Genomic DNA, 506 nt, shown 5'->3' with positions numbered 1-506 from the left:
TCGTGACCGTCAAACGGGACAAAGACGGCGTGTTCACCATTGCGCCGGCGCCCATCAGCAAGGGGGATCTGGATGCGCTCCGGCAACTCGGCATGAAGGTCAACGGCACGCTGGAGGTCCGCCTGCCAGCCAATGTCGAGGTTGTAGATCACAACGCTCACGACGAGCCCGGATTCTTTAACAATGCCTATCGCTGGAAAATTGGCGCAATCGATGTCGCACCGACCATCCGCTTCAAACTTCATTGAGCTGGCCGAGCAAACTGCGGTGCGGAAGTCCAAGATGCGGAGTTTTCCCGAGGTTGCAAAGGCACGGGACGGACGGACAATTTCGCTAAGTCGCTATCCCAACCGAGGAAACTCTCCGATGCACTCCGACGATCTATCGAAGCTGTTTCAGCGCATTGGCGGCAATCCTCATGACTATCGTCAGATAGTGCGTGAGGATTCGACTCGGCATGCTCGCGAACGCTGGCCTCTCTTGGCCTCGATGCGAGCGGATCGCGG

General features: G+C 57.7%; 1 protein-coding gene and 1 pseudogene. Both read left to right on the top strand.

Annotated features, from left to right (window positions below):
• Positions 1–248: pseudogene (locus AC07XB_RS39095) on the top strand (hypothetical protein); the annotation flags it as partial.
• A partial coding sequence (gene bcsP / locus AC07XB_RS39090) for a cellulose biosynthesis protein BcsP (RefSeq protein ID WP_494752841.1) occupies positions 184–506 on the top strand: 323 nt, incomplete at its 3' end. The pseudogene AC07XB_RS39095 and the gene bcsP, both read left to right, overlap by 65 nt.

Source organism: Cupriavidus sp. GW821-FHT02F09 (assembly GCF_059421605.1).
The sequence above is the reverse complement of the archived record's forward strand: the minus strand, read 5'-3'. Positions and strand labels throughout refer to the sequence as shown.